This window comes from Sphingobacterium sp. IITKGP-BTPF85, from assembly GCF_001006065.1.
GTDB classification, from domain to species: domain Bacteria; phylum Bacteroidota; class Bacteroidia; order Sphingobacteriales; family Sphingobacteriaceae; genus Sphingobacterium; species Sphingobacterium anhuiense.
In genome coordinates this window covers 13,166-38,259 of sequence record NZ_ASZT02000029.1, presented here as the reverse complement: position 1 = coordinate 38,259, position 25,094 = coordinate 13,166, and the positions used below count along the sequence as shown (strand labels likewise).

Below are 25,094 nucleotides of genomic sequence, written 5' to 3'. Positions count from 1 at the left end.
ACAAAAACAGATAACAAATGAATAGATTAGAAAGCAGTCTGGATACGTTACTAGAAGTTGTACTTTTAAAGACACCAAGTATTATTACAGGGATTATTATATTAATCGTTGGAAGCTACATTGTCAAATTTTTACTTGGCCTGATCAGTAGGAGATTTGAAAAACGTAATGTAGACTTATCAATACGGGGATTTGCGATGAGTATCTTGCGTGTTGTATTTTACGCCCTATTATTCCTAACAGTAGCGAGTACCATGGGAATTGAAACAACTTCCTTTATTGCCGCTTTATCAGCGTTTGGTCTGGCCGCAGGTTTAGCATTGCAGGGCAGTTTAAGTAATTTTGCAGGCGGGGTACTGATTCTTTTATTTAGACCTTTCGAAGTTGGAGACTATGTGAGCAGCAGTAACGGTACATCGGGCACTGTGGAAAGGATTGATATTTTATATACGACGTTAATTGCTGGAGATGGCGTTCGTGTATTTAGTCCAAATGGTCCCTTAGCAAATTCTGTTATTCAAAATTTTACCAAAATTACCAATCGCCGTTTTGAGTATACGGTCGGTATTTCATATGATGCCAATATTAAGGAAGCGCGTGAGATTATTATGGACGTACTTCATAATGATTCACGTATTCTGAAAACTCCTCCAGTTGAGGTTTTTGTGAAAGGGTTGGGAGATAGTTCCGTTAATCTCACCATTCGTGCATGGACAAAAAAGGAAGATTTTTGGCCAGCGAACAATGAAAATCAAGAAGCTATTAAAAATGCTTTGGATAAACATAACATCAGTATTCCTTATCCACAGACCGAGATGCGTATTATTTCGGATCTAAATGGAGGGCAGGACCGTATTATGAAATCTTAATCGAGTGATCGGACCAAAATAAAGTACCGATAAGCTAATATAGCTTGTTGGTACTTTTTTAGTTTTGTTGGATCTTTCTTTGCATATCGAGGTAAAATCAGTTTATTGATTTTATTGATCAATTTATATATTATTTTCATAAATCTCTTTATTTAAAATTTGAGGCATTTTGATGTGCTTATTAGCGGCGATCAAGTTTTGAGCTGCCATTAGCGCCATATTATCCCTAGCTTCTGTTGTAGCAGATCCGATATGGGGCAATACTGCTACGTTAGGCAAGCTAAGTAGTGGATTGTCAAATGCCATAGGCTCAGGGTTAGTGACATCTAGACCAGCCCCCCACAGTTCTCCGCTTGTTAATGCCGTGTATAAATCTTCTTCTTGATGTAATCCCCCACGTGCTGTATTGATAAAAATAGCTGTGTTTTTCATTCTTGTGAAAGCTTCTTTATTAAATTTTCCTTTCGTTTCTGCTGTCAGATTTGCATGAACCGACAGCACATCACTTCGGGTTAATAATTCATCATAATTTACGTAAGTAGCATCCAAAAGTCGTTTTGCATTACTGTTTGGATGTCTATTGTAATAAATGATATCCATATTATAAGCAGCTTTGGCTTTCCTTGCGAGTTCAAAACCAATACGGCCTAATCCAAAAATTCCTAAAGTCTTCCCATCAAGCTCCACACCGAGATGTTCCGTTAATTCAAAATCTTTCCATTCGTTATTTATGATTTTGCGATTCATGAAAAAAGCTTTTCTCGACACTGCCAGCATTAATAGAAAAGCGATATCAGCAGTTGCGTTGGATAACACATCAGGTGTATTGCTTACAGGAATACCGTATTTGGTTGCGGCTTCAAGGTCAACACTGTCATATCCGGCACTCATCAATGCTATTCCCTTAAGATGACGACATGTTTCGAAAATTTTCATCTAGCAGATTATGTCCGGCGGCAAATAAATAATCTACCTGTTGACAGGCTTTAATTAAATCTGATTGTATAATATTTCCGGGTTCTGTGCGGTAGGTGATGTCAAAACCAGCTTGCTGTAAACTATCAATCGCTTTTTGAGGAATTGTTCTGCAGATAAAAACTTTCATACGCTTAAAATCAATTTTCTATTACCAAACTTAGCTAAATTTGTTTTATTTATGATGTAATTATATATGTAAAACAAATCGATATCTCATTGGTTCATCATTATTTTATGGAGGCGATTAAAAAAATAGGGGACATATTATTCAATATGTCCCCTAAGTATTTGAATGTTTGCTTTATCTTATTTTTGAGAAAGAAGAAAATGGAAGATCGATAATCCAGTTGTCTCGATAGATTCGGCAGCATTGGAAAGTAAAACTACCGCTGTTTTTTTATCTGGTGCAATAGCTATGAATGAACTGCTGCCACCTGTACCACCTGTGTGATAACAGTAAGTAATATCATCCAATAAATCCATGTGCCAAGCCAGGCCAATGTCTGTGCTAGGAGGAAGGAAATATGTGAACTGACGTGTCAGTGCCATAGCGTTCTCCAATTGTGTTTCCGGCATTTTGAACTGTGTCTGCGCAAAGGTCATTAAATCGGTAACAGTCGATTTTAAACCTCCAGCCGCACTAAAAATTTGAAAATCCCATGCTTTCGTTTCTTCTCCTTTTATGTTATAGACTTTTGGCAGATATTGTGTTTTAGGATTTAGAACATCCGTAGTCGATGTTAAGCCTAAAGGCTTTGCGATAATTTCCTGAATTTCCGTGTTGTAACTTTTTTTATGGAGTGATGTTAATATATCTCCTAATAATGCATACCCAAGATTACTATATTCATATTTTTCTCCGCTTTCATTTTCGGCTTTGAAAGTTGCCAAATATTGGTGTAAATATTTCCTATCATAATTTTTGTACGGGTTGTTGGGGTCAAAACCTTTTGTTTTCTCAAGATTATCTGGTAATCGGGGCAAACCGGAAGTATGATTTGCTAAGGTTTTAAACGTTATCTTTTGTAAGCTAGGATTTATTTTTAATGAATCAGGTAAAAAATCAACGATATGCTGTTCTAAACTTAATGTTCCACTTTGAACGAAATCCGCTAATAATGTAGCCGTGAAGATTTTTGACAGTGAACCTATTTCATAAAGGGTACTGCTTGTGGGTAGAATTTTATTTCCTTTTTCAGTCTCACCATAAAAGTAGGTGTTTAACTGACCATTTTTTATGACACCAATTGCTAAAGATTGTGTATTCCCCTTTTTGGTATAAATATTGGCAGCAGAATCAATGAAAAAATCAACTTTATTTTCGACAACGGTATTTGTTAATACGGGTGCCTGTTTCTCTGCAACAGGTTTTGTAACGGGTTGAAAACCTAAAGTGTGGTAATGCAACGTGCTATCCACACCGAAAGGAACCTGAAAGGATTTATCTGTGAAATCTACACGATATTGACTTACTCCATTACTGTAGTTTATTTTTTCAGCATGTTTGATCCTACCTAACGGATAAATCTCATTTTCCAGTAAGTTTTTTAAAGAAGAATATGGTACTGCTCTCTTAAAATTTTCATTCGCCAGTTTATAAATGGAATCTGTCTGTTGTGAATTGATAAAAAATTCTATTTTATTATAGAACGTGTGATTAATTTGTTCTTGATTAGAATTTTGAGCAACAGCAGTCAATGAGCTACTGAGTAAAAGTGCAGCAATAAAATTTTTCATAATGATTATACTGCTACAAATTTACATAAACTTTATTTATATGCCAATCATTTGTTTTAATCTGGCATATCCAGATTTACTGATGTTAAGCTTTTCACCGGTTATTAAAATAGCGACAAAGCTATCTTTTTCCCAAGGTTCAATGCGTGCCAGCTGATCGATCTTGATGATATAAGAACGGTGTATTCTAACGAATGTCTGTTCATCGAGATGCTTTTCAAAGAAAGCCATTGTTTTATTTTTCAGATAGAGACCATCTGCTGTATGAATTTTCACATAGTCATCATAAGCTTCCAGATATTTAATCTGTGGAACGGGTATTATTTTAATCTGTGTTCCTGTTTTTACAACGATGCGGTCTAGTTTTGACTCCTCTTGATGAATGACTGCTTCATAATTAGGTGCCGGTTCTGCATTTGGTCTTGAAAAACTTAATTTAAACTTCTCGAATGCTTGCTTAAATCTGTTCGGTGAAATTGGTTTCATCAGATAGTCAATCGCATTTTTTTCAAAAGCTTTGAGTGCATAGTCATCAAATGCTGTTGTAAAGATTACTGCGGGTGGGTTTTCGACTAATTCCAACATTTCGAAGCCTGTTAATTTAGGCATTTGAACATCTAGAAAGAGTAGGTCTGGTTGGTGTTGCTGTATTGCTTTTACTCCTTCAAATCCATCTCCACACTCTGCAACAATAGAAACTAACGGATCTTTGCTCAGGTACTCTACTAAGATAGAACGCGCTAGAGGTTCATCATCTATAAGGATAACTTTAATCATATTGCGGGATTTTGATACTGCTTGTAAATATATTTTGTTCGGTTTGTGTCGTTAGTAGGTCATTTCTTCCAAAAAGAAGAAATAAGCGCCTTTGGATACTGGTAAGCCCAAAGCCTGTTCCTTTAGATTGCACGGATTCACCTGGCTCAAAGGGATTTTCTATCGAAACATGTAATGTTTTATTATCTAAGAAACATTTAATGCTGATGGTTACATTTTCTGTTACATTGTATAGGCCATGTTTAATAGCGTTTTCAACTAGCGGTTGCAAAATCATCGCCGGTATTTTGGTCGATAAAACATCTTGGTCATGATCAATGTGGATATTAAGCCGGTGACCGAATCTTACTTTTTCAATATCTAAGTATAGTTCGAGATGGTTTAATTCCTCTTGAAGTACGATCAACTGGTTATTTTCCTTTCGGAGTGTACCCCTTAAAAAATCGGACAATTGAAAGGTCATATTGCGGGCCTGATCTGGCTTACTACCTATTAAAGCAATAATGGAATTGAGACTGTTAAAGAGGAAATGAGGCTGTAATTGCTGTCTTAGGTTGTACAGTTCTGCTTCACGCAGTTGATTCTCCGAATCTTGCTTTCTTTTGATGTTAGAAATATATTCTTCCTGTATATTCCATACAATAATGAAAATAGCTACTGATGTTAAGATTAAAAAATTAACAATATAGCGATAAGGAATAATGAGGTCATAGATTTTTAAATGCTCCTTCGGAAGATAATATTGAACGACCAGTCGGCTTCCAAGAATGCTTATGCCGCTCATAATGAAGCCTATAATAAGCACCTTCCAGATTTGGTTAGGTTTAGGTATATAGTAATTGAGCGTGGTGGAAATTGCATAGCAACAGAGCATCATCATTAAACTGTTGATGATGGAGTCCTTTATTGTTATTTCGCTTGGAAACCCGGACCTATACATTAAAGCATATTGCATGACAAAGTAGCCAAGCAATATGCTTAAACAAATGATTAAAATCAGTTTATTTTTATTCTGCAATAAAAGTTTATCCTTCATGTCTAGGCATTTCTAATGGTTAAATTTCCAAAAAGACAAGTACCTGTGATATATAATTTTTTAGCTGGATCTCTTGTTAGACCTACATTGAAACGTCGGTCATCAACATCACCGAACACGGATGAAACATTAGAATAAACGGTCCAATTCGCAGGAACAATAATTTTAGCACTTCCGAACATTTGGAAAGCATCAATTACGGCTATGTCGGTTATATCCGCCTGTGTCAGATCAATGGATACGCTACCGAACATACAAGCTATGTTACCACCTCTAAAATTTTTAGATAGAATAAATTTTTTGAGGCTTGCAAAGATGGAATTGACATTTAAAACATCTTCAAAGCTATTTTCTGTCTGTGCATAATATGGAGTGGCAAAGGCCTGCTCATTAGGCAGACCTTGATTGCTATTTGTATTGCTGTTGGCGTTTCCGCTTGTCTCGTCATTTTCAGCTACTGTTTGTTGATCATTTTCAGTTGCCGGATCGATAACACGCTTATCCCAGTCAAAGTCTACGGGAGGCTTTGGAGGACCACTCGGTTGATAGGCATGGGAGGCATAGGAGGTAAACCTTTTTTTCTTCCCATGATAAAATATGCTCCTAATCCAATAATCAAGATCGGGAATATAATTCCTCCAAAATCGGTGTGCATGATTCTTCTAGCTAGAAATGCTAGACCAACCGCAATTAAGATGATAGAAGATTTTTTTGAAAATTAGAATTGACACCTATTACAAGACCGATAATAATCAAAATCATATACCAGCCAAATATCCATGAAGGGAAGAAGAAGTCTAAATCTAAATTTTTTAATAGTAATAGAATACCGATGAGTATGATGATACCACCTATGATATTTTTACTGTTGTTGCTTTTTGGTACGAATGGCTCTTTTTCCATGACTTTTAAAATTTATACTTCAAAGGTATAGTTGTTATATAACCCGAAGTAATTGAAATAGGTAATCGATCAATAATATTCGGTAAATGTAATAAAATCCTCGGTGAAAAAATATCGTTGAGGAGCGATAGGTGACATTTATCGGCTAAATATAAAAATCAAGTTCGTTAAAAGAGCTTATCATAGATTCAAAATTTATTTTTTTTGAATAATATTTGGAAGTTACATGCTAAATATTATATATTTATCAAAGATTAAGATAACTTAAACTTAAATAATAACCAATGGGAGATTTTGAAAACAAAGAGCGAGAAGAGGTTTTTCAAAAAAGTGAGAGCGGGTAAGCGTACCTATTTTTTTGATGTAAAGGCTACACGGTCTAACGATTACTACATTACCATCACTGAAAGCAAGAAACGTTTTGAAGACGGCCAGTTTATTAAACACAAAATATTCTTGTATAAAGAAGACTTTGAGAAATTTGCAGAGGGTTTGACAGATGTTGTTGAATACATTAAATCGAATCAGGAAGTTCTTGAAAAACGCTACGAGCCTAATTTTGATGATCCAGCATATGTAAGTGAATCATCTAAAGATGATTTTTCTTTCTAAGATTTTATAAATTATTTAAAGGCTGTAATCTTACAGCCTTTTTATTTTTTACTTAATATGAAGACCGTAGCGATAATGCAGAAGTTCCTATCCAATCCCACAAGGAAAAGGGAACGTGAAGCCAAGATACGGCCAAAAGTGTGGCAGAAAGAGGCTCAGCTGATGCTAACAGACTCGCTTTCTGTCCACCGATTAATTTTACGGAAGTCAGATAGAAGTAAAATGGAAAAACAGTTCCGAAAAGAATAATGAGTGCCGTAAATAAATAAGTTTTAGTATCCCAAACGCCCTGAATATCCCAAGGTGATTTCATGAAACTGAAGGCAATACCACCACAAAGGAGAGACCAGCCAATCACTACAGAGGATTTGTGTTTTGATAGTAATGTTATCGGCATTAAAGTGTAGATCGCTAATGCGACCGCAGAGGCTAAGCCAAAAAACAGCGCGGTATTGGATATGACGAGGGTATTGATGTTACCATTTGTGACTAATAGAAAAGTTCCAATTATTGCCAGAATAATAGCAAATAATTCTAAAAGGCTGGGTAATCTTTTATGCTTAAACGCTAAATAGATGGCGATTATGATTGGACCAGCATATTGTAGCACAGTAGCGGTAGCGGCATTCGAATGCTTAATGGCCGCAAAATAAGTATATTGTACAGCCAGCATACCAAAAATGCTAAAGGCAAGTAGTTGTAAACGGTCATTTTTAGTTTTCCAAATTTTAAATATAGGCGCTCTTTCGCTAGTTTTTGCAAAGCTTAGTAAGCAGATGCCAGATAGTAACATACGAACTGTAATCAACCATTCAACATTTATTTCCCTTTTTTGAAATAGAAATTGTGCTAATGTCCCAGATACTCCCCATAGTATAGCCGCTGCAATTGCTAAAGAAAAGCCTTTATAAATCGTACTTTTTTTGTGGGCATAAAGGTAAATAGAAGTGAGCTATAAAATTAGAATAAATATAGATGTTGTTCGAATGAAGTCCGCTACGGGAGCGCTACATATTCATTATACTTAACATTTAAGTAGCAAGTTGATAGGTATGAGATACACTGCTTTCATACTTCTGGTATGAAAGCAGTTGCTGTATAGTAATAAGTTATGATGAAATATTGAATCTTTAATCAATAGGTTTGTTATCGTATTGTTGTATACGCTGAAAGTGATTATCTAAGTGCTGGCGCATCGCATTTCTGAAAACTTCAGGAGTTCCTACCTTTAATATGTCCACCAAGCCACGGTGAGATATAAAATTCTTTGAATTTGACTTTTCAATCAGCATGCCACTCGAATGTACAAATTTAAAGACTGGTAAAAGAAGATTTTGAAAATCTTTAAGCATGATATTCCCACTGATCTCATATAATTTACCATGGAATGCAACTTCTGTTTCGATATCAAATATGCTGTTGTCATTATCATTTGATTCTTTAGCAACAATTACTTCTAATTCTTGAATATCTGCAGGAGTAATTCTTTGATAAAGTAAATCTGCCATTCCAAGTTCCAATATCAATCTCATTTCAAATAAATCACGCAGTGTCTTATCATCCATGATCGTTGGGTAAAGCGATTTTTTCATCGGACTGATCAGATCCGGACTGGTTAATACAGCACCTCTATGTTTTTTAGATTCTACTAAGCCTACTAGTCTTAAACGTAACATTGCTTCTCGGATCACCGTGCGGCTTACTCCTAAAGTTTCCGCTAATTCTAATTCCTTGGGAAGTGCATCGCCTATTTTTAATCCCTGACTAATGAATAAATTGATGATTTCTTTCTCCACTTTATCAACGAGTGAAGAGGTATCAATGGTGTTAACAAAATTGATCAATGTTGGATTTGTACTCATAAAAGTGCATTTATACGCCTAAAAACAAATATACATATAAATTTTTACAAGTATGTTGTACATAATGTTAATTTAATGTTGTTTTTTACAAATTAAATTATATAAATTTGCTTTATGTAATACTTAATAATAACCAATATGTATTCAAACCGAAAATTAAAACATTTATTACTCTGGTCTATGCTAGCAGGAAATCTAGCTGTAATCCATGCGCAGGATCGAAATATTCAAGGTAAAGTCAGAGATGCCGTTACAGGAGAAGTTTTGGGAAATGTAACTATTAACGTGAAGGGAAGTAAGCAATCTTTACAAACAAAAGCTGATGGTTCCTTTATTTTACCGACAAATCCGAATGCGATCCTGGTCATTACTTCTACAGGATACAAACCTCAGGAAGTAAAAGTTGGACAGGCAGAATCCTTGGAAATTAAATTAGAATCTTCCAATCAGCAAATTGATGAGGTTGTTGTTGTGGGCTATGGAAAGATGAAAAATCCAATTTGACGGGCTCCGTAAGTCGATTGGATAAGAAAGTTTTAGAAACGGGTGTTCGATCCAATCCAGCTTCTGCATTAGCGGGAACAATTCCAGGTATTAGAGTACAGCAAACTTCAGGTAGGCCTGGTGCGGTGCCATCAGTAACGCTAAGAGGGGGGACTACATATGCTGGCGGTGGGAATCCATTAGTAATTGTTGATGGTTTAATTCGAAGCGGATTTAATGATATTAATCAAAATGATATTGAATCTATTGATGTTCTAAAAGATGCATCAGCTACAGCTATTTACGGAGCAAGAGCGGCAAATGGGGTGGTATTAATCACTACTAAAAAAGGAAAAGAAGGCGTATCTAATGTTACACTTCAATCTAAAGTTGGTATTAATACTTTAAACTCTCCATTTAAGTTTTTAAATGCACGAGATTATATAAATTGGAGTCGAAAAGGAGTTCAATTGTCAGGGCAGTATCAACCTAGCCAATTAGATCAATTAACGAAAGTTCTCCCATTTGGTACTGGTAATTTGTATAAAGATGCAAATGGAAACATTTTAGATGGAAATGTAACAAGTAATGCAGTTTGGAGCACAATGTTCTTAGATGATACAAATAGAGAGCTATTGCAGCAAGGCTGGCAGACAATGATTGATCCAGTTACGGGTAAAGAATTAATTTTTAAAGATTTCGATTACGCGGATTATGCATTACGTGATTTCAGCTTAACTCAAGACTATAATATTGCCGTTCAAGGTGGGAATGATAAGGGGAAGTATTATGGAAGTGTTGGCAAATATAATGAAAAGGGAATGCCAATCAGTAGTTTTTATGATCGGACAACCTTTGTATTAAATGGTGATTATAAAATTAAGCCTTGGTTACAGTCCTTTTCAGGAGTCAATTTTGCTTATACAAAATGGCGTGATGCTATTAATGGTGAAGGTAATTACATGACCCGTGCATTAGGAGCGCCTCCAACTATGCGCGGTGTTAATGCCAATGGAGAATTGCTTGTTGGAAAAGATTGGCAAGATGGTAATCCAGTTGTAAATGATGATAAGTTTATTCGGAAAAATATTAATCAAAAGCTTACATTATCACAGGCGTTTACGGTCAATTTTTTAGAAAATTTAAGCTTAAGAGTTAGTGGTAATTGGTTTTTTAATCAGTCAACAGCAGAATCATTTAATAAGGATTATTTAGCAAGTCCGGGAAATTATGTACGCACACGTAATTCATCTGCTTCCTATGATAAGATCTATAACCAAACTTATAATGCCGTATTAAACTACAATACGAACATTCGTGAAGATCATCATATTGATGCGATGATCGGTTGGGAATTTTTTGATGCATATAATAATGGTTTTTCCGCTTCAGGAACAGGAGCGCCAACAGATGATTTTATGGATTTGGGTTTAACAAGCCCAGAAGCAAATAAGAGAGCGATTGACTCGTATCATGATCGCCAACGTATAACTTCCTATTTTGGACGTGTCAATTATGATTATAAGGAAAAATATCTGATGACTTTGACAGCAAGACGCGATGGTTATTCTACTCTCCTTAATAATCGATGGGGAACTTTTCCTGGAATATCACTAGGCTGGGCTTTACATAAAGAAGATTTTTTAAAGGATTATTTAGGTGCTGATCATACTGTGAATTCATTAAAACTGCGTGCAAGTTATGGTGCAAACGGAAATGTTAGTGGAATAGGTTCATATACCTTACAAGGTTCTTATGGAACTAGTAAATATGATGGTCAGGTAGGATACACGATGTCAACTTTATCTATCCCTAACTTGAAATGGGAAAGTTTAATGACTAAAGAAGTTGGTTTAGAAACTAGACTATTCAATAAATTAGATCTTACGGTCGCTTATTATCATCGTACGACAAAAGATAAAATAGCTAACCTAACATTACCTGCTTCTGCTGGATTCACAACTATTACAACCAACAATGGTGATATGCAAAACCAAGGAGTGGAAGTTGATTTAAATTATCAATTACTCCGAAAGTCTAATTGGGATGTAAATGTTAGTTGGAACACCGCTTATAATAAAAACAAAATATTAAAATTACCATATAATGGTGTTGAAAATAATAGACAGGGCGGTTTGCAGGTGTATGATTCAAAAACTAAGGAATTGATCTGGGTTGGTGGTTTTCAAGAAGGACAAGATCCAAATGTCGCATATGCTTATGAAGCTACAGGTATTATTCGTACCCAGCAGGATCTAGATAATTATGCTTTACAACTAAAGGATTTGATCGGAGCAAGAACACTTGTTCATCCAGATGTATTTAATGCGCTACCAGCCGATCAGAAAGGACTATATTACCCATTAGCTCTAGGTGATGTTATGTGGAAAGATGTAAATGGTGATGGTATTATTAATTCTTATGATCGTGTTTATATGGGAAATACAGTTCCTAAATGGACTGGAGGTTTCGGGCTTTCTGTACGCTGGAAAGATCTTAGTTTAAATAGCCGTTTTGATTATGCCTTAGGTTATGTTGCCTATGATGGACCAAGGGCTTGGTTTCTAGGAATGATGCAAGGAACATTTAATACGACAACAGACGTATTTAATACTTGGACTCCGGAAAATCCCAATGCTCAGTACCCTTCTTATTACTGGGCAGATCAATTATTTAAAAATAATACAAGTCGGGAAAGTAGCATGTTTTACAATAAGGGAAACTATCTGGCATTTCGCGAATTAACCCTTGGATATAGATTACCTAAAACCTTAGCAAATAAGATAAAAATGGAAGATTTAAATGTTTCTTTAACAGGACAAAACCTTCATTACTGGACAAAAAACACTTTATTTTCAGCAGAAAGCGGTAGTGTCGGACAGGGAGGCGGAGGATATCCATTACCCCGAACATTTATATTAGGTTTACAATTAACATTTTAATGCAAAGCGATGAAAAATATATTTATTTACTTACTAATAACATCCTCATTTCTTTCCTCTTGTAAAGAAATGGAATTAGATCTGGCCCCAGAAGATTATTTTGCTAGTGGATCATTTTGGAAAAATAACGATCAAGTTGCTGGGGCAATGCTGGGCCTTCATGGACAGTTGAGGGGACAACAACAAACGTTATGGAGTTTAGGTGAACTTCGTGGTGGAACTTTGAGAAATGGTACTGCAGATATTGGTACCTCTTCATTAAATTCTGCTAATATAATAATTCAGGACATTCGTGAAAGTTCGCCTGGATTTAGTGCTTGGGCTGGTCTTTATGGACCTTTATTTCAAGTTAATAATTTCATTTACCAGATAGAAAAAGCCGATTATCTTACTGAAGCACAAAAAGGCTACTATTTGGGACAGGCATATGGACTTAGAGCTTTCTATTATTTTTACTTATTCAGAACTTACGGACGTGTGCCACTGGTTACTGAACCTCAAGCAGCAGTTAATACACCTAGTTCAGCGGAAGAAGCGTACAAAGCTCGAACAGAAACAGAGCTAGAAACAATGGCTTTTATTAAATCAGAAATTGATAAATCTGAAAAATCATTTGGAATTGTTTATGATACAAAAAATCAAAAAGCACAGTGGTCTTTAGCTGCCACTAAAATGTTGAAAACAGAGGTGTACTTATGGACAGCTAAAGTTGATTTAGATGGTAAGGCTCCTCAGAATGTTAAAGCCGATCTCGATATTGCTAAAAGTGCAGTTGAAGATGTAATACCGCGATATTCTTTACAGAATAATTTTTCAAACGTATTTCAATCTGCTAGTATTCCGGCTATGAAAGGTAATTCTGAAATTATTTTTACGCTACGTTACATGAATCAGGAAGCTACCAATTTCTTTAATAATTTTATATATGCAGCTTCTGATGACATTTCAGGATATGTTGACGAAAATGGCATGGCTATACCGAAAGATCCACTACAGGCAGGCTCTACTGGTATCATCCGTTATCAATATAAAATTGATCTGTATAAATTATTTGAGAAAAATGATACTAGGGCAAATGCTACGTTTATAAATTTTAATAAAGGTAATACCTCTGCAACATTCTTGCGAAAATTTTTAGGGACCTTAATTGACGGGGTACGTAATTATTCAGATGATTATCCTATTTATAGACTTGCGGACGCTTATTTACTTTTAGCTGAAATAAAAAATAAATTAGGTCAAGATCCAACTGATGAAATTATGAAAGTAAGAAATCGTGCATATAATGGAAAAGCGCCATTATTTGTAAATGGAACTTTTGAAAGTAATGAACTTGCCATTTATTACGAGCGTACTAAAGAATTTGTTTCGGAAGGACATCAATGGTTTGATTTGCGTCGCATGCAAGATGCTAGTGGCAAGCCTCTTGTGTTTCGCCGTGATTTGCCTTTAGTTGGTGTTTTGGATAATACTGAAAGTCAGAAACATAAACTTTTATGGCCTATAGATTTAGGGACGTTATCAGCAGATCCGAAATTAACTGGACAACAAAATCCTGGTTATTCCGGAACCTAACCACAAAAATTCTACTCCATAACGGAGTAGAATTTCACTTTAGAAAAATCTAATTATTATATATGATCACAAAAAAATAGATGGCTTAATTGCCGCCCCTTTCACACCATTTGACGAGAATGGAGCATTAAATTTAGCACAAATACCAAATTACTACCAGTCTTTAAAAAATAATAAGGTTACGGGAGGCTTTATCTGTGGATCAACAGGTGAAGGAGTCTCATTAACTTTTCAAGAAAAAGTCGATGTCTTAAAAGCATGGACCAAGTTAACAAAAAGCGATCCTGATTTTAGTTTAATGATTCTCTTAGGAGGTTCAAACATTAAAGAATGCCGAGAGTTGGCCACAATTGCTGAAGCAGAAGGCGTAGACGCTATTTCATTTACATCACCATTTTATTTCAAGCCTTCAAATGTGGATCAGCTAGCTAAATGTTGTGCCGCTGTTGCTGAAGCAGCTCCCAATACGGCATTCTATTATTATCATATTCCGGTGTTGACAGGTGGTAATTTTCCAATGATTGATTTACTGAAAGCAGTAGATGGCAAAATTCCGAATTTTGCAGGAATTAAGTACACACATGAAGACTTTATGGATTTTCTATCGTGTATGAACTATGCGGATCGAAAGTATGATATGCTGTGGGGCAGAGATGAGAATATGCTATCTGCTCTAGTATTAGGAGCAAGGGGAGCGGTTGGGAGTACTTACAATTATGCCGCACCATTATATTATGACCTGATCAAAGCATTTGATGATGGTGATTTCGACAGGGCAAATGATCTTCAGCAACAATCTATTGATATGATTACCCTTCTTGGAAAATATGGCGGTATTTCAGTAGGTAAGGCATATATGAAACAGGTTGGATTAGACTGTGGAGAGTTTCGACTACCAGTCAAAAATATGACTGCAGAGCAATATAAATCATTCGAATCTGATGTTAAAAAATTGAATTTTAATTCTTTCTGTTCAAAATAGTTTAACGGCAATTAATTGAAAACAAAAAATATTTTTCATTTTTTGTGAAACTCGACATCAAATTTAAATGAAAAGAGCCCGTTTCCATTTGCTTTTTAAAGATGGAAACAGGCTCTTAGCTGTCTATTTATTTCAGTTTATTTGACAGGAACGAGACTGATTGAACTAATCTCAGGTAGTGAATTTCCCGTAATTTCAAGCGCTTTTAGTTCCGCTTTTAAAGCGGTGTCTCCAAGTGCCTGTTGTGAAATTTCAAATGTTCCTGTTTCAACATCTACAAATTGGCTACCTTTGGTTGCCTTGAGTTGATAAGATAAGTTGTTCGTTCCGAGACTTAGCGAAATAGTTCCTGATTTTTGCTCGTGCGGAAGATAATTAACGACTATCTTATAGGTGCCAGGACGCTGTATTTTTACATCCCACGCCACTTGATCGGATTTTTTAGACCAGTCGCCAATTGCATTTGGACGATTCGGATCATGAGTCGTTGCGCCAATAAGTTTAATTCCGCCAGTACCGATTAATTTAGCATTGTTAGCCGTTAAGATTATTCTACCATCTTTTTGAGTTAATATCTGTTGCTGTATTACTTGAGGAGTTCCTTTGATTTCTGCAACGATAACCATTGGCATCTGACCTTTAAAGTCCGCAGGTAATTGGATTGTTTTTCCCGAAGCAGATTTTGATATCTTTAATGATTTTTTAGAACTTCCTAATAAATAGGCTTTATGAATAGCGCTAGCTAATGGTACTTCTATATTGCCATTTGATGGAATATCGAATACATGGAAATATAGTTTACCATCTTTTTGAGTACAGTAGCCCCAATCTAATCCTTGAAACGGACTAGCTGTAGTTCCATATATGGATTCATTATTTACTTTCATCCATTGACCGATGTCTTTCAGTAATTTGACTGCTTTCTCTGGAATAGCACCTTCTCCATCGGGACCTACATTGAGTAAGAAATTTCCGCCTTTGCTCACTGTTTCGATAAATAAACGCATTGTTTTATCAAATGATTTCCAATTCTGGTCATGTGCACTATAACCATAGCTTTCATTCATCGTGTGGCTCACTTCCCAGTCCATACCCGGAAGACCTGTAGGTGGTATATATTTTTCGGGAGTTCCAATATCACCATTTTTATTTTCGAGACCATCCCAGAAACGGTTATTGACTATAATTTGAGGTTGCCATTTAATTAAGTCTGTAAGAATACGTTTTGTTCCCCAGCTCTCTCTCTGATGATTTTACTACTAAAGTCAAGCCATAGGACATCCAGACCTCCGTAATTATTCGCAAGCTCTTTCACTTGGCCATATAAGTAATCTTTATAGACTTCATGATTGGGCTTATAACCAGTAGGGTTGGGGTTCAAATAGGAAAGACCTTCATAAGAGTCCGGATGTTGCCAATCTAATAACGAATAGTAAGCACCCGCTTTTAAGCCTTTAGCACGAAATGCTTTAACGACTTCTCCATAAAGATCACGTCCTTTAGGTGAAATATTAGTACCTCCTGTGATGTCATTTTTTAATGAATAAGGTTGCTGACTATTAAAAATTGAGAATCCTTCGTGGTGTCGTGAGGTTATAATGACATACTTCATACCTGCTTCTTCTGCAAGCGATGCCCAGGCAGAGGCATCAAATTTTGAAGCTGTGAATTTTGGTTTAAAACTTCGGCATACGGCTTGCTCGGTAATTTTGCCCATGCTTGAATCCATTCGGCGTAATGTTGTGGATATTGTTTTCCTTCCCAGCTACCTCCAGCGGCACTATAAAGTCCCCAATGGATGAAAAGTCCAAATCGAGCTTCTCTGAACCACTCCATCCGACTGTCTTTTGTTTCCTCCCATCCGGTCACTCCTTCGTATGGAAGAGATTGCGCATTACTCGATAATACTGCTGTCGATAATAATCCCAAAAGCGCAATTTTCTTAATTATTTTCATTTAATTTTTATGGTTTATGTTGATATCATATATATACTCTATAATACCCTTTAACGATTATTCTTTTTCAGTTCCAAAGAAAGCGAATTATTTTTTATTTGTAAACTTTGGAATATGAATGTTACCCTAATTATTTGGGGACACATTATTCGTAATGCATATTACTTAAACATTGGAAGAAATAGATTTAATTGGTGCGCTAAATCTACCAACTTCCATTTCTTTTCTATAGGCTCTCGGATTTTTGTTCATAATTTCTTTAAAAAACTTATTGAAGTTTGTTAAATTTTGATAACCACTAGCATAACATACCTCGGAAATATTCAGATTCTTATCTTCCAGCAATTTGCAGGCATGTCCTATGCGTGTTTCATTCACGAATTTAGAAAACGATTTTTGGGTATGTTTTTTGAAGAACCTGCAGAAAGCATTTGAGTTCATATTTAAGAGGGTGGCCGCCTCCTGCAGCGAAACGGTATCTCTAAAGTTTTGCATTACGTATACATAAATGATGTTTATCCGTTTATTATCCTTTTCGCTGTAAACAGGTTTATATGTTCCTGAGGATAAATGATCATATTCGGTGCTTTGATGCAGCAATGCTATAAGATTTAGAAAACCGGTTATTTTGGAAAAAGAATCTTTATGGACTAAATCCCGCATGAGAGTCATTGCATTTTTTAGTGTATTCCCATAAAATCGTAAACCATCTTTAGTCTTATCAATAAATTTTTGCATGGCTTGAATAGTCGATTGATCATCGGTCAATTGAATAAGAAAGTCAGCTGGAAAGTAAATAACAAGAGCTTTAGCACGCTCATGGTAGTCTGGCTTTAAAAAAGCATCATCATTATGCCAAATATGTGGAATGTTAGGCCCGATTAATACCATATCTCCTGCACTAAATGAGTCAATATGATTACCAACAATACGTTTGCCGTAACTTTCTTCGATAAGGACTAGTTCGCATAGTTCATGAAAGTGCAAAGGATTACTAAAAAAAGCTTCGTCCACATGTTTGATATGTATTGTTTTCTTCGGAAGTGGACTGATTTCTATTAATTTAGCTTTCATTCGTCTAGATAATTGGCTTGTAACCTACGAATATATAAATTTCGGTATAATAAAACAATTTTTGATCTTTTGTGATCTTCGATCGCTTTTTAGGGATATATAGTTGTAAAAGATGAACTGCTGATGTTGATTTATGCTAATAAGCATTAGAACAATGTGATGGATGAGCGACTCCCCATAAGCGAGGTGATCAAATCTTGAATCGTAAAATTTTTGATATTGTAAATGGTCGCTAGTTTTAAAGGGAAAAAGTCTCCATGATAGCCATAGCATTTCAAGTTATAAAGAGCATCATAAATTAAACATAGGTTTACTATGACGCTGAAAGAAACAAATAAATTACACAAAAAAGGTATTAACGTCAATATACTGTCATTATTTGTTAATGAGGTTGTATTTTATGAGGTTGAAGATCCTTAATTTTATTTTTTATAAATGAAGAAGAACTGCTGTTAGCAAGATACATTATAAAACCTTTGTATTATTTTATAAACCTAATAAGCGAATACAACTAATTTGCTTTGTTTAAAATCGCTGTACTGCGATTTAAAATAAAAGCTTAGAAGTTATAAATCGTATTAAACATGAAAAAGAAAGTCGTCGTCGTATCCCTCTTATTGAGTGCCATTGTGGTCGTCGGATTGTTTACCTTTAAGAAGGAAGATCCTGTTGATTTTAGTGCTGAAGTGAAACCTATCCTTAATAAGCATTGCATTACTTGCCATGGTGGCGTAAAGAAAAATGGAGGTTTTAGTTTGCTTTTCGAAAATGAGGCATTTGCTAAGGCAGAGTCTGGTAAGCCGGCTATAATCGCAGGCGATGCAGATCATAGTGAATTTATTAAACGGTTGACCATTGATGATCCCGAGTTAAGAATGCCATACAATGCACCACGATTGAGTGATGATGAAATCGACATCTTGAAAAGATGGATCAACGAAGGGGCGAAATGGGGCAAGCACTGGGCTTATACGTTACCTGAAAAAGTTGAAGTACCTAAACCATTTTCTTTTGCTGGTTTATTTGGAATGAATCCATCGGGTATATCCAATAATATCGATTATTTCGTTCAGGATAAAATGAAAGAGAAAGACCTGTCTTTTTCAAAGGAGGCAGATAAGGAGACCTTATTGAGACGATTGTATCTAGATGTGGTCGGTATTCCACCAAGTTTAACCGAATTGCAATCATTTGTAAATGATACGAGGGGAAATGCTTACGAGTTAAGAGTTGATAGTTTACTAGCTTCACAACAGTATGGTGAAAAATGGGCTAGTTGGTGGCTGGACTTAGCCCGATATGCGGATACTAAAGGTTATGAAAAGGATGGGTCAAGACAAATATGGCCTTATCGCGATTGGCTCATTAAAGCTTTTAATAAGGATATGCCTTTCGACGAATTTACGGTACAGCAATTAGCGGGTGACTTATTACCTGATCCAACTAAAGATCAACTTATTGCAACTGCTTTTCACAGAAATACAATGAATAATGATGAAGGGGGGACCGACAGCGAAGAGTTTCGTGTGGCCTCTGTTCTAGATCGGGTCAATACAACTTACCAGGTTTGGTTAAGTACAACTTTTGAGTGTGTACAGTGTCACAGCCATACTTACGATCCATTTAAATTTGAAGAGTATTATAAATCTGTTGCTTTTTTTAATAATACACGAGATGAAGATACCCAAGGTGATCATCCAAGGTTGCGGTTCTATAAGGCCGAAGATGAAAGCAGAGTGGATAGTATCAAATCTTGGTTGACCCAGAAAGGGAATCAAAAGCTGATTCGTTCTACAGACTTATTCTTGCATACATTGGAACCAAAAATTCATGCACATTATAGTGATCAGGTTGAAAATGGCGCTTTGTATGATACTAAATGGCTCGGAATACGTTCAGGAGGAAGTGCTCGATTGAAACACATCACCTTGCAGGGTAAAAAGCAATTTTATATTAATTATTGGACATCATTAAATGGAGGTGCCATAGAAGTCAGAAAGGGTAGTAAAACAGGCCCGTTACTGACGACAGTCCAATTGCCTAGTACTTCAGGAAGACAAGTTATTCAAGCAGATCTGAAGGAAGATACCGGAGTTCATGACCTTTATTTAATATTTAAGAATGCAACAGCAGCAAAAGATCAGCCGATTTGTATGATTGAGTGGTTCGGATTGCGCGAAGGGTTTCCAGTATCTGCAGACCCGGAGTCCCAGCGTATGCAAAATAACTTTATGCAACTGATTAATACAAATCCTGAAAGTGTACCTGTGATGATTGAAAATCCTGCAGAAATGCATCGTAAAACACATGTTTTTGAGCGAGGAAATAGATTAGCGTTAGGTAAAGAGGTTCAACCTGCGGTTCCTGAAACGTTAAATCCTTTCCCAAAGGGAGCTCCTAACAATAGATTGGGATTTGCTAAATGGATTGTAAGTAAAGATAATCCTTTGACAGCACGTACTTTGGTAAATCGAATTTGGGCGCAATTATTTGGACGCGGGTTGGTGGAACCACTAGGAGATATGGGGACGCAGAGTACACCATCTATGCATATTGATTTATTGGATTACTTAGCGCTAGATCTCATGCAAAATAAAAAGTGGAGTATGAAAGCGCTTATTAAGGATATTGTCATGTCTTCCACCTATAAGCAATCATCGAGTTTAAATCAAGGAGATGCGGAGAAAGATCCGGCCAATATATTTTTAGCTAGAGGACCACGATTCAGACTTTCTGCAGAGCAGATTCGGGATCAGACATTAGCCGTAAGTGGTCTCCTAAGTTCGAAAATGTATGGACCTTCGGTTATGCCCTATCAGCCGGATGGTGTATGGATGACCGTTTATAGTGGTGAATCTTGGGCAACAAGTGCCGGTGAAGACCAATTTAGAAGGGGGCTTTATACATTTTTGAAACGGACAAGTCCTTATCCTTCATTTATCTCTTTTGATGCATCTAGTAGAGAAGTTTGTTTGGTTGATCGGATCAGAACAAATACACCATTGCAAGCACTAACCACGTTAAATGATCCTGTTTATCTGGAGGCAGCTAAACATCTTTCGACACTCATGCAGAAAGAAGGAGCAGGAGATTCTAAAAAAATAATTTCTTATGGTTATAAGAAACTGATGTTAAAAAATCCGAGTGCAGAAAAAGTGGTTGCACTGGAAAAATTATATAAAGAAGCATTACAAAATTTTAATAAAAAACCTGCAGAGGCGGCTAAATTCATGGCTGTTAATGCGAGTGATTTAAAAGATCCATCTTTAACATCAAAGGCTGCCTACATGGTGGTAGCCAATGCTTTATTAAATCTGGATGAATTTCTTACAAAATCTTAAACGACATGAAAGATCTCGATAAATTATTTCGTGAATTGCAACAGCAGAAATTGCAGGCGGTAACGCGTAGACATTTTTTGAAAGATTGTGTGGCAGGTGTTGGAAGCATAGCATTAGCAAGTTTTTTGGCAAGTTGTGGAGGGAACTCCAGTGGATCTGGAGCTATAGATTTAAATGCATTAAATCCACTTGTACCAAAATCACCTCATTTTCCTGGAAAAGCAAAAAGTGTCATTTACTTGCATATGGCAGGAGCTCCTTCACAATTGGAACTTTTTGACTATAAGCCAGTGTTGCAGACATTACATAATCAACCCTGTCCTGAGTCACTATTAGCAGGTAAAACTTTTGCATTTATCAGAGGTACTCCTAAAATGCTAGGTCCTCAAGCGACTTTCAAACAGTATGGGCAAAGTGGAGCTTGGGTTTCCGATCATCTACCGCATTTTAGTAAAGTTGTGGACGATGTCAGCTTTTTAAAGGCTGTACATACAGACCAGTTTAATCATGGTCCTGCACAGATGTTTATGCAAACTGGTAGTGCAAGATTGGGTAGGCCTAGTATCGGATCTTGGGTAACTTATGGTTTAGGATCAGAAAATAGCAACTTGCCAGGTTTCGTAGTATTGACTTCAGGTGGAAAGACTCCCGATGCCGGAAAAAGTGTTTGGGGATCAGGATTCTTACCTTCAGTATATCAGGGTGTGCAATGCCGTTCGAAAGGTGATCCTGTTCTATATCTTGCCGATCCGGAAGGCATGAGCAGAGACTTAAAGAGACATGCTATCGATGCGATTAATGAAGTCAACAAGGACGAATATAATACCTATAAGGATCCTGAAACATTATCTCGAATAGCCCAATATGAGATGGCTTACAAAATGCAGGTCGCGGTTCCAGAGGTTATGGACATCAGTCAAGAACCGGCGCATATTCATGAATTATATGGTACAGAACCGGGTAAAGAGTCTTTTGCGAATAATTGTTTATTAGCACGAAAACTGGTTGAACAAGGAGTCCGTTATGTACAGTTGTTTGATTGGGGATGGGATAGCCACGGAACAAATGCTTCCGATTCTATCGATTATGGATTCCGTAACAAATGTAGGGAAATCGACAGACCTATGACCGCATTGATTATGGATCTTAAGCAACGTGGATTGCTGGACGAAACGCTTGTAGTGTGGGGAGGAGAATTTGGACGAACTCCAATGCAGGAAAATAGAGATAACAGCGATATGCCCTTTTTAGGACGTGATCATCATACTGATGCCTATACGATCTGGATGGCAGGAGGCGGTGTCAAGAAAGGGGTGACCTATGGAGAGACTGATGAAATCGGGTTTACGGGTGTAAGCGGAAGATCGTCCGTTCATGATGTACATGCGACAATGCTTCATTTGCTCGGTTTCAATCATGAAAAATTTACTTATGAATTTCAGGGCCGACCATTCCGCTTAACGGATGTTGAAGGTAACCTGATTAGTGCAGTTGTTTAATAAATAATTGGAATGAAATATATATACAGCATTATGCTTTTTATTTTATGGGCTCTACCAAATCAAGCTCAAGTGAATAATAATTTAAAAATAAAGTTCTATTGTACCAATTGGGGTATGTCAGAGTCATGGGACAGCTACTGTGCTCGAGTAAGTCAGGCTGGATTTGATGGTTTAGAGACCTGGCTTCCAGCGGCAGGGGAAGAGCGTACAGCTATGTTTAATGCTTTAAAAAAACATAACCTTTCTTTGGGTTTATTAAGTGGAGGTGGCGGTGCCAATTTTGATCAGTATCTTGCTTCTTTTATAAAAAATGTTGAGGATGCCGCGCAACAAAAACCAGATTATATTAATTGTCATACTGGAAAAGAGTATTATACGTTTGAACAAAATAAAGCTTTGATTGATGCAGCAGAAGCCATTTCTAAAAAAATGGGTATCCCAGTTAGACATGAAACACACCGCGGCCGATTTAGCTTTGCCGCACATATTACAAAAAAATATTTGGAAGAGATTCCGCATTTGCGTTTAACATTAGATATATCACATTGGTGTAATGTTCATGAGTCTATGTTATCAGATCAGAAAGAAGCCGTTCAATTGGCGCTTTTAAAAACAGGACATATACACGCTCGTGTTGGCCATCCGCAAGGACCACAGGTTAACGATCCTGCAGCCCCAGAATGGAAATCTATTTTGGATCAGCATTTGGCCTGGTGGGGTGAAATTGTACGTATTCACAAAGAAAGTAACGCAAAAGTTCTAACCATAACAACTGAATTTGGCCCCGCTGGATATTTGCCGACTTTACCTTATACACAACAGCCTGTAGCTGATCAATGGAGTATCAATGTCTTTATGTTAAATCTTTTAAAGGCACGCTATAAATCATGATGTTGTTTTTTGAAGAGTTAATGAATTTTACAGGAAGATGGCACCCCGTTTTGGTACATTTTCCTATTGGAATGTTAGTTGTTGCCTGTGTATTGGCACTTTTTTCAAGAAAGGAAAGTTATAAGAATATAGGTCCAGCGATATCATTATCCTTATTGTTTGGTAGTGTGGCTGCTATACTCGCTTGTTTTACAGGGTATCTGTTGTCTTTACAAGGTGGTTACGAGCAAGATACTTTAAATTTTCATCAATGGTTAGGACTTGCAGTTGCTGCTATTAGTTTTTTTTATATTTTTTATATAAGGACGGTGTTCGAAATTCATTCATTGAAAAGTTTAAATCTAAGCGTGTTGCAATATTGTTTTTGATGTTTATTCTTATCGGTATTACTGGTCACTTTGGAGGTACTTTGACACATGGGAAGGGATATTTTAAGGACGCACTTCCTACAGCGATTAAAACAGCTGTAGGGATAGAGGATGCATCTGAAGAGCCTGTTTTACTGACTAATGTGCAACAAGCGCAGGTATATTCCGGAATTATTCAGCCCATTCTTAAACAGCGGTGTCAAAGTTGTCACGGCGAGAAAAAGCAAGAAGGTGGTTTTGCTCTTCACGATCAAGCACATTTATTGAAAGGTGGTGATGGCGGTACAGTACTTGTTGGAAATAATTTAGAAAAAAGTGAATTATATGCGCGATTGATATTGCCAGAGGGGCATAAGAAAAGAATGCCTCCAAAAGGACGTAAGCCAATTACTGCAGAACAAATTAAGTTGATCGGATGGTGGGTAAAAGAAGGTGCTGATTTTGGTAAAAAATCGAGTGACTTGGCGCAGACAGCGGAAATTAAAGAGATTCTAGGGAAATTGGAAAAAGGTAGTGAACCTACTTCTCCATTTGAAGAATTACCGGAGGCAAAAAAGCTACCAGCTGATTTTGTACAGCAGTTACAAGCAAAAGGAATTAAGGTTTTGCCTATTGCAAGTACTAATGAATATGTAACCATCAACGCAATTAACTATCCTGAATTTAAGGATCAAGATTTAAAAGATCTTTTAAAGATTAAAGATAACATTGTACAGTTGAAATTAGGAAATACCGCTATAACTGATCAAGGGCTTAAAATGATGTCGGAATTCCCTAATTTGATGAAGTTGCATTTAGAAAACACAAAAATTACAGATTTAGGACTTGCACATCTTAATGGACATCCAACTTTATCCTACATTAATTTATTTGCAGTACCTGTTACAGACAAAGGATTAGAAAAGCTCAACAAAATGCCCAAATTGAAACAGATCTATGCCTATCAGACAAAAGCGACATTAGTAAGTGTTGAAAATTTGAGGAAGATATCAAAACAAGTTCTGATCGACACAGGATCTTATCAGTTACCATTTCTAGCTTCTGATACCGTTCGTTACTAACAACGATAGATCATTTATGCATCTAAAAAAATAATCAGCTGTTTATAATGGTAAATGTTTTGTATTAGAAATGTTTAACGAAAAATCATCGTAAAAAAGGAGTAGAAAATTTTTGTTTTCTACTCCTTTTTTAATTGTTTTTACA

Annotated in this window: 20 protein-coding genes and 3 pseudogenes; 11 read left to right on the top strand and 12 right to left on the bottom strand. The window is 36.4% G+C overall.

Annotation, left to right across the window (positions count from 1 at the left end; translation table 11 throughout):
* Nucleotides 1–17: 17 nt before the first annotated feature.
* Nucleotides 18–869, top strand: a complete 852-nt coding sequence (locus L950_RS08155) for a mechanosensitive ion channel family protein (RefSeq protein ID WP_021189137.1) — start codon at nucleotides 18–20, stop codon at nucleotides 867–869.
* A 123-nt stretch (nucleotides 870–992) separates the two neighbouring features.
* Here the strand turns inward: L950_RS08155 and L950_RS08150 are convergent, their stop codons facing one another.
* From L950_RS08150 to L950_RS37185, 7 genes and pseudogenes are all read right to left on the bottom strand, one after another.
* A complete protein-coding gene (locus L950_RS08150) occupies nucleotides 993–1,805 on the bottom strand; it encodes a 2-hydroxyacid dehydrogenase (protein WP_021189135.1) in 813 nt (270 codons plus the stop codon).
* On the bottom strand, nucleotides 1,774–1,974 hold the full coding sequence (locus L950_RS32450; protein ID WP_021189134.1) for a hypothetical protein: 201 nt from the start codon (nucleotides 1,972–1,974) through the stop codon (nucleotides 1,774–1,776). The genes L950_RS08150 and L950_RS32450 overlap by 32 nt, the downstream gene beginning before the upstream one ends.
* 179 nt (nucleotides 1,975–2,153) lie before the next feature.
* On the bottom strand, nucleotides 2,154–3,584 hold the full coding sequence (locus L950_RS08145) for a serine hydrolase (RefSeq protein WP_021189133.1): 1,431 nt from the start codon (nucleotides 3,582–3,584) through the stop codon (nucleotides 2,154–2,156).
* Nucleotides 3,585–3,620: 36 nt separating this feature from the next.
* Nucleotides 3,621–4,361: a LytR/AlgR family response regulator transcription factor gene (locus tag L950_RS08140; RefSeq protein ID WP_021189132.1), complete on the bottom strand. Its 741-nt coding sequence runs from the start codon at nucleotides 4,359–4,361 to the stop codon at nucleotides 3,621–3,623.
* A complete protein-coding gene (locus tag L950_RS08135; protein ID WP_021189131.1) occupies nucleotides 4,354–5,397 on the bottom strand; it encodes a sensor histidine kinase in 1,044 nt (347 codons plus the stop codon). Before L950_RS08135 ends, L950_RS08140 begins: the two co-directional genes overlap by 8 nt.
* 2 nt (nucleotides 5,398–5,399) lie before the next feature.
* The gene (locus L950_RS32445) at nucleotides 5,400–5,690 is read right to left on the bottom strand and encodes a LiaF domain-containing protein (RefSeq protein ID WP_410528110.1); all 291 of its coding nucleotides are present in this window, start codon (nucleotides 5,688–5,690) and stop codon (nucleotides 5,400–5,402) included.
* A 221-nt stretch (nucleotides 5,691–5,911) separates the two neighbouring features.
* A pseudogene (locus tag L950_RS37185) lies at nucleotides 5,912–6,300 on the bottom strand (LiaF transmembrane domain-containing protein).
* Nucleotides 6,301–6,584: 284 nt separating this feature from the next.
* Here L950_RS37185 and L950_RS08125 point away from each other — a divergent pair.
* Nucleotides 6,585–6,912, top strand: a pseudogene (locus L950_RS08125) (DUF3276 family protein).
* Nucleotides 6,913–6,964: 52 nt separating this feature from the next.
* Here the strand turns inward: L950_RS08125 and L950_RS08120 are convergent.
* Both L950_RS08120 and L950_RS08115 read right to left on the bottom strand, forming a co-directional pair.
* On the bottom strand, nucleotides 6,965–7,825 hold the full coding sequence (locus L950_RS08120; RefSeq protein ID WP_262507024.1) for a DMT family transporter: 861 nt from the start codon (nucleotides 7,823–7,825) through the stop codon (nucleotides 6,965–6,967).
* 217 nt (nucleotides 7,826–8,042) lie between these two features.
* Entirely contained in the window at nucleotides 8,043–8,774 is a 732-nt protein-coding gene (locus L950_RS08115) for a FadR/GntR family transcriptional regulator (protein ID WP_021189128.1), read from the bottom strand.
* A 138-nt stretch (nucleotides 8,775–8,912) separates the two neighbouring features.
* On the opposite strand from L950_RS08115, the gene L950_RS29700 reads away from it, so the two are divergent.
* The 4 genes from L950_RS29700 (at nucleotide 8,913) to L950_RS08100 (ending at nucleotide 14,756) form a co-directional block, all read left to right on the top strand.
* Entirely contained in the window at nucleotides 8,913–9,278 is a 366-nt protein-coding gene (locus L950_RS29700; protein WP_021189127.1) for a carboxypeptidase-like regulatory domain-containing protein, read from the top strand.
* Nucleotides 9,275–12,199 carry a SusC/RagA family TonB-linked outer membrane protein gene (locus L950_RS08110; protein WP_197086311.1) on the top strand — a complete coding sequence of 975 codons (2,925 nt, stop codon included), beginning with the start codon at nucleotides 9,275–9,277 and terminating at the stop codon, nucleotides 12,197–12,199. Before L950_RS29700 ends, L950_RS08110 begins: the two co-directional genes overlap by 4 nt.
* A gap of 69 nt (nucleotides 12,200–12,268) precedes the next feature.
* On the top strand, nucleotides 12,269–13,774 hold the full coding sequence (locus L950_RS08105; protein ID WP_021189125.1) for a RagB/SusD family nutrient uptake outer membrane protein: 1,506 nt from the start codon (nucleotides 12,269–12,271) through the stop codon (nucleotides 13,772–13,774).
* A gap of 52 nt (nucleotides 13,775–13,826) precedes the next feature.
* On the top strand, nucleotides 13,827–14,756 hold the full coding sequence (locus tag L950_RS08100) for a dihydrodipicolinate synthase family protein (RefSeq protein WP_316930576.1): 930 nt from the start codon (nucleotides 13,827–13,829) through the stop codon (nucleotides 14,754–14,756).
* Between the two features lie 137 nt (nucleotides 14,757–14,893).
* Here L950_RS08100 and L950_RS35160 read toward each other — a convergent pair whose 3' ends face one another.
* The 3 genes and pseudogenes from L950_RS35160 to L950_RS08085 all read right to left on the bottom strand — a co-directional run bounded on the left by L950_RS35160 (nucleotide 14,894) and on the right by L950_RS08085 (nucleotide 17,786).
* Nucleotides 14,894–15,943, bottom strand: coding sequence for an alpha-L-fucosidase (locus tag L950_RS35160; RefSeq protein WP_410528109.1), 1,050 nt, complete (start codon nucleotides 15,941–15,943; stop codon nucleotides 14,894–14,896).
* Between the two features lie 17 nt (nucleotides 15,944–15,960).
* A pseudogene (locus tag L950_RS35155) lies at nucleotides 15,961–16,592 on the bottom strand (alpha-L-fucosidase).
* Between the two features lie 285 nt (nucleotides 16,593–16,877).
* The gene (locus tag L950_RS08085) at nucleotides 16,878–17,786 is read right to left on the bottom strand and encodes an AraC family transcriptional regulator (RefSeq protein WP_021189121.1); all 909 of its coding nucleotides are present in this window, start codon (nucleotides 17,784–17,786) and stop codon (nucleotides 16,878–16,880) included.
* A 584-nt stretch (nucleotides 17,787–18,370) separates the two neighbouring features.
* Between L950_RS08085 and L950_RS08080 the strand changes: the two genes are divergently transcribed.
* From L950_RS08080 to L950_RS08065, 5 genes are read left to right on the top strand one after another with little or no spacing between them, the layout of a single operon-like run.
* Nucleotides 18,371–21,127: a DUF1553 domain-containing protein gene (locus L950_RS08080; RefSeq protein ID WP_021189119.1), complete on the top strand. Its 2,757-nt coding sequence runs from the start codon at nucleotides 18,371–18,373 to the stop codon at nucleotides 21,125–21,127.
* 5 nt (nucleotides 21,128–21,132) lie between these two features.
* Nucleotides 21,133–22,626: a DUF1501 domain-containing protein gene (locus tag L950_RS08075; protein ID WP_021189118.1), complete on the top strand. Its 1,494-nt coding sequence runs from the start codon at nucleotides 21,133–21,135 to the stop codon at nucleotides 22,624–22,626.
* Between the two features lie 12 nt (nucleotides 22,627–22,638).
* A complete protein-coding gene (locus L950_RS08070) occupies nucleotides 22,639–23,520 on the top strand; it encodes a sugar phosphate isomerase/epimerase family protein (protein ID WP_031287740.1) in 882 nt (293 codons plus the stop codon).
* The gene (locus L950_RS32430) at nucleotides 23,517–23,888 is read left to right on the top strand and encodes a DUF2231 domain-containing protein (protein WP_231576990.1); all 372 of its coding nucleotides are present in this window, start codon (nucleotides 23,517–23,519) and stop codon (nucleotides 23,886–23,888) included. Before L950_RS08070 ends, L950_RS32430 begins: the two co-directional genes overlap by 4 nt.
* Nucleotides 23,888–24,949 (top strand): c-type cytochrome domain-containing protein, encoded by a 1,062-nt coding sequence (locus L950_RS08065; RefSeq protein ID WP_231576988.1) that lies wholly within the window; start codon nucleotides 23,888–23,890, stop codon nucleotides 24,947–24,949. The genes L950_RS32430 and L950_RS08065 overlap by 1 nt, the downstream gene beginning before the upstream one ends.
* The last annotated feature ends 145 nt before the right edge of the window (nucleotides 24,950–25,094 follow it).

Bases quoted from the DNA above. Each gene is read 5' to 3' on its own strand.
- L950_RS32430 (WP_231576990.1), top strand. From the start codon at position 23,517: ATGATGTTGTTTTTTGAAGAGTTAATGAATTTTACAGGAAGATGGCAC.
- L950_RS08070 (WP_031287740.1), top strand. From the start codon at position 22,639: ATGAAATATATATACAGCATTATGCTTTTTATTTTATGGGCTCTACCA.
- L950_RS08145 (WP_021189133.1), bottom strand. From the start codon at position 3,584: ATGAAAAATTTTATTGCTGCACTTTTACTCAGTAGCTCATTGACTGCT.
- L950_RS08075 (WP_021189118.1), top strand. From the start codon at position 21,133: ATGAAAGATCTCGATAAATTATTTCGTGAATTGCAACAGCAGAAATTG.
- L950_RS08140 (WP_021189132.1), bottom strand. From the start codon at position 4,361: ATGATTAAAGTTATCCTTATAGATGATGAACCTCTAGCGCGTTCTATC.
- L950_RS08080 (WP_021189119.1), top strand. From the start codon at position 18,371: ATGAAAAAGAAAGTCGTCGTCGTATCCCTCTTATTGAGTGCCATTGTG.
- L950_RS08155 (WP_021189137.1), top strand. From the start codon at position 18: ATGAATAGATTAGAAAGCAGTCTGGATACGTTACTAGAAGTTGTACTT.
- L950_RS08115 (WP_021189128.1), bottom strand. From the start codon at position 8,774: ATGAGTACAAATCCAACATTGATCAATTTTGTTAACACCATTGATACC.
- L950_RS08135 (WP_021189131.1), bottom strand. From the start codon at position 5,397: ATGAAGGATAAACTTTTATTGCAGAATAAAAATAAACTGATTTTAATC.
- L950_RS29700 (WP_021189127.1), top strand. From the start codon at position 8,913: ATGTATTCAAACCGAAAATTAAAACATTTATTACTCTGGTCTATGCTA.
- L950_RS32450 (WP_021189134.1), bottom strand. From the start codon at position 1,974: ATGAAAGTTTTTATCTGCAGAACAATTCCTCAAAAAGCGATTGATAGT.
- L950_RS08105 (WP_021189125.1), top strand. From the start codon at position 12,269: ATGGAATTAGATCTGGCCCCAGAAGATTATTTTGCTAGTGGATCATTT.
- L950_RS08150 (WP_021189135.1), bottom strand. From the start codon at position 1,805: ATGAAAATTTTCGAAACATGTCGTCATCTTAAGGGAATAGCATTGATG.
- L950_RS08065 (WP_231576988.1), top strand. From the start codon at position 23,888: ATGTTTATTCTTATCGGTATTACTGGTCACTTTGGAGGTACTTTGACA.
- L950_RS08085 (WP_021189121.1), bottom strand. From the start codon at position 17,786: ATGAAAGCTAAATTAATAGAAATCAGTCCACTTCCGAAGAAAACAATA.